The following is a 3,663-nucleotide window of genomic DNA, read 5'->3' on the forward strand; positions in this document are numbered from 1 at the left end:
CTGCTCCCGCAATTATAGTTGGCTCGGTAGCTCAGTTGGTAGAGCAATGGATTGAAGCTCCATGTGTCGGCGGTTCGATTCCGTCTCGCGCCATTATATTTAAGGAAAGATAGCGAAGAGGCTAAACGCGGCGGACTGTAAATCCGCTCCTTCGGGTTCGGGGGTTCGAATCCCTCTCTTTCCATAATAACGGGCATAGTTTAAAGGTAGAACTAAGGTCTCCAAAACCTTCAGTGTGGGTTCAATTCCTACTGCCCGTGTTAAACTAAATATGGCGGGTGTGGTGAAGTGGTTAACACATCAGATTGTGGCTCTGACATTCGGGGGTTCGATTCCCCTCACTCGCCTCCTTTGGGGTATAGCCAAGCGGTAAGGCAAGGGACTTTGACTCCCTCATGCGTTGGTTCGAATCCAGCTACCCCAGTTTAGATATTTGCCGGCGTGGCGGAATTGGCAGACGCGCTGGACTCAAAATCCAGTGTCCGCAAGGACGTGCCGGTTCGACCCCGGCCGCCGGTATATCTAGCTGTTAGATTAGTTCTAACAGTTTTTATTTATACTTATAGTTAACTAGTTAAGGAAAGATATGGATTTAGTTTTAAAAATTGATGGTTTTCTTTCAGAGGTTATTTTGGCTTCTGAGCATAGTAATGAGTTTTTAGTGGGACATTGTACAAGTGGGGTGGCACTAACAAATACACAAGAACATATCTTGATGTTGTTAATTGATGGTCCAATGACTAACACAGATTTAGCAAAGTCTCTTAATGTGAGTCAGGCTGCTGTCACGAAGGCTGTGAAGTCTTTAGTATCAAAGGGGTTCTTGAAGACTCAAAAAGATAGTAAGGATGGTAGGGTGACTTATTTTTCACTAACTTCAGAGGCTCTCCCGATTGCACAAGAACATTTACATCATCATGATTTGACATTAAAAGCTTATGAATCTATCTTGATGTCTTACTCAGATAAGGAGAAACTTGTAATTGATAGTTTTTTAGAACAGTTGAGAGAGGAGTTGTTTAGAGACTGATGAGATATATTACAGTAAATGATCTTACTTTTCAATATGAAACGGATCCTGTTTTGGAAGGTATTTCTTATCATGTTGATAGTGGTGAGTTCGTGACTCTAACAGGTGAAAATGGAGCGGCTAAATCGACTCTAATTAAGGCGACTTTAGGGATACTGAAACCTAAGAAAGGTTCCGTAGTAATAGCAGATCGAAATATTTCTGGGAAAAAATTACGATTGGCTTATTTGCCACAGCAGATTGCAAGTTTTAATGCAGGTTTTCCTAGTACCGTGCTTGAGTTTGTTCGTTCGGGACGCTACCCAAGAAAGGGATGGTTTAGACGGCTTGATAAGCATGATGATGAGCATGTCAAAACAAGTTTAGAAGCAGTTGGTATGTGGGAGAATCGTTATAAACGTATTGGTAGTTTGTCTGGAGGGCAGAAACAGCGAGCAGTGATTGCTAGAATGTTTGCTTCGGATCCTGATGTTTTTGTCCTTGATGAGCCTACAACAGGTATGGATGCGGGAACAACAGAGACTTTTTACCAGTTGATGCATCATAGTGCCCATAAGCATGGTAAATCAGTCTTAATGATCACTCATGATCCAGAAGAAGTCAAAGAATATGCAGACCGTAATATTCATTTAGTACGTAACCATAGCTTACCGTGGCGGTGCTTTAATATTCATGATAAAGATAAGGAGCTAGAATGATGTTGTATTCAATTTTTGATATGCTTTCTTATGATTTTATGCAAAGAGCTATTTTAGCCATTTTAGCGATGAGTTTATTTGCTCCTATTTTAGGACTTTTTCTAATTTTGAGACGACAGAGTTTAATGAGTGACACTTTAAGTCACGTGTCGTTGGCGGGAGTAGCTTTTGGTCTTCTACTCGGAATGTCAACAACTTGGTCAACAATCATTATTGTCGTGTTAGCTGCTGTATTGCTAGAGTATCTGAGGACGGTTTATAAGCATTACATGGAAATTTCGACGGCTATTTTGATGTCTCTTGGTTTGGCCCTGTCTTTGATTATTACCAGTAAATCTTCCAACGCATCAAGTATGAGTTTGGACCAGTATTTATTTGGCTCCATTATCACGATAAATAGTAGTCAAGTGTTAGCTCTTTTTGTTATTGCTGTAGTGGTATTACTGTTGACAGTTTTCTTTATGAGACCGACGTATATTCTAACTTTTGATGAGGACACGGCATTTGTAGATGGTTTACCTGTCAAATGGATGTCTTTGGCTTTTAATATTGTAACGGGTATTGCTATTGCATTGATGATACCTGCTGCAGGTGCTTTATTAGTTTCTACTATCATGGTATTACCAGCGAGTATAGCAATGAGGATTGGTAAAAGTTTTAAATCTGTTATTGCTTATGCGATGGGCATTGGTTTCTTGGGTATGATTGCAGGTGTTTATTTATCTTACCATTGGGAGACTCCGGCAAGTGCAACGATTACAATTATTCTAATCGGAATTTTTTTACTCACTAGTCTATATACATTTTTAAGAAGACGGGCTTAGTACCTTGTTGCTCAGGGATACGGTAGTGGATGAATCTATTTTGCTACTGTGGTAGTATAAGGTTAAAGAATAATCTTGTCAGACTAAGAGCTTCTAAGTTGGCAGAATAGTATATCACAGCGGAGTTTTAAAACACTTTTTTGAAAGGGTGGATTGGGTGAACTAACTAGCCTATGCTCGGTCAGGTTATGACGTTTGTCTTAGGAGCGTGATGTGGTACTGTCTACGACTATCGGTGTTTAGCTTGGCAAATGGATGAATTAATCGAGTGAGGAAAAGGGAGAGAAAACAATATTTAAACAGTTGGTTGAGGAATTATCAGATTACGATGAAATAGAAGCTATCGTCTTAGGCGGGTGACATTTTTGATGAGCAATCTGATTATGATGTTTATCTAAGTCAAGCCTTGAAAGACAATATATCAATCGTCAATTGCAACTACTGGAAAGTCGCTTGCTGGCCTATCCTCGTCAAATTAAGAAGGCCTTGGAACGTAGAGATTTGGTAGCGGTTAACCATCGCGTGGCGAAGTTTCTTGCTTCCTACTTTGACCTGATTCTTGCTTTTAATGAATAGACTCACCCTGGCGAAAAGCGTATGTTGACTTATGCTAATAAGGCCTGCCCGAAGTTACCAGAAGGTTTTGAAAGTCATATGACAGCTCCGTTTGAACATCTCTTTGATGAACAAAATACAGCTATCGTAGAAGCGCTGGTAGAAAAAAGAGAATAAGTCACCAAAACCCGAGTAGAGATTATCTCCATCGGGTTTTGGTTTAGAATTTGTGTATAGTGAAAATATGGTCGTAGGGTTATGGGAATAGCAAAGGAGAGCTTCTGAAAAGAGGCTCTCCTTGATGCTTTTAGTAGTAATTTGATAAATAAGCTCCTTGTAAAGGTTGATTTAGTAACTAACAGTGGTGGAGGGAGGTGCGTTCCAAGTACTATTTCTAGTTAATCATCAAGCACATCGATGTCTAGGTAGCAAGTTATTCTTTGTGATTTACCGAATAAAAAAGGCTCTATAATTTCTGTAGTGGGTAAATCTCATTCAGATATTGTAGGGCTTTTTGACGGTATGCAAAAAGTCCCACATGACTTATAATGAAAAG

Annotated in this window: 5 protein-coding genes and 6 tRNA genes; all 11 read left to right on the top strand. The window is 39.8% G+C overall.

Translation table 11 applies throughout. The features are described from left to right. The first annotated feature begins 20 nt into the window (after positions 1–20). Positions 21–93: transfer RNA gene (locus JOC31_RS09665), tRNA-Phe, on the top strand. 10 nt (positions 94–103) lie between these two features. Further along, positions 104–184, top strand: a tRNA-Tyr gene (locus JOC31_RS09670). Positions 185–189: 5 nt separating this feature from the next. Beyond that, a tRNA-Trp gene (locus JOC31_RS09675) sits at positions 190–260 on the top strand. 14 nt (positions 261–274) lie between these two features. Continuing rightward, positions 275–347: transfer RNA gene (locus tag JOC31_RS09680), tRNA-His, on the top strand. 5 nt (positions 348–352) lie between these two features. Next, positions 353–424 (top strand) — tRNA-Gln (locus JOC31_RS09685). A gap of 11 nt (positions 425–435) precedes the next feature. Beyond that, positions 436–519, top strand: a tRNA-Leu gene (locus JOC31_RS09690). A gap of 67 nt (positions 520–586) precedes the next feature. After that, positions 587–1,030: a zinc-dependent MarR family transcriptional regulator gene (locus JOC31_RS09695; protein WP_205017944.1), complete on the top strand. Its 444-nt coding sequence runs from the start codon at positions 587–589 to the stop codon at positions 1,028–1,030. Then, a complete protein-coding gene (locus tag JOC31_RS09700; RefSeq protein WP_205017945.1) occupies positions 1,030–1,728 on the top strand; it encodes a metal ABC transporter ATP-binding protein in 699 nt (232 codons plus the stop codon). The genes JOC31_RS09695 and JOC31_RS09700 overlap by 1 nt, the downstream gene beginning before the upstream one ends. Beyond that, the gene (locus JOC31_RS09705) at positions 1,728–2,552 is read left to right on the top strand and encodes a metal ABC transporter permease (protein WP_205017946.1); all 825 of its coding nucleotides are present in this window, start codon (positions 1,728–1,730) and stop codon (positions 2,550–2,552) included. The genes JOC31_RS09700 and JOC31_RS09705 overlap by 1 nt, the downstream gene beginning before the upstream one ends. A gap of 432 nt (positions 2,553–2,984) precedes the next feature. Further along, positions 2,985–3,128 (top strand): hypothetical protein, encoded by a 144-nt coding sequence (locus JOC31_RS09910; protein ID WP_239551781.1) that lies wholly within the window; start codon positions 2,985–2,987, stop codon positions 3,126–3,128. Between the two features lie 21 nt (positions 3,129–3,149). Further along, positions 3,150–3,284 (top strand): hypothetical protein, encoded by a 135-nt coding sequence (locus tag JOC31_RS10000; RefSeq protein WP_275586121.1) that lies wholly within the window; start codon positions 3,150–3,152, stop codon positions 3,282–3,284. The last annotated feature ends 379 nt before the right edge of the window (positions 3,285–3,663 follow it).

This window comes from Streptococcus saliviloxodontae, assembly GCF_016908655.1.
Classification (GTDB): domain Bacteria; phylum Bacillota; class Bacilli; order Lactobacillales; family Streptococcaceae; genus Streptococcus; species Streptococcus saliviloxodontae.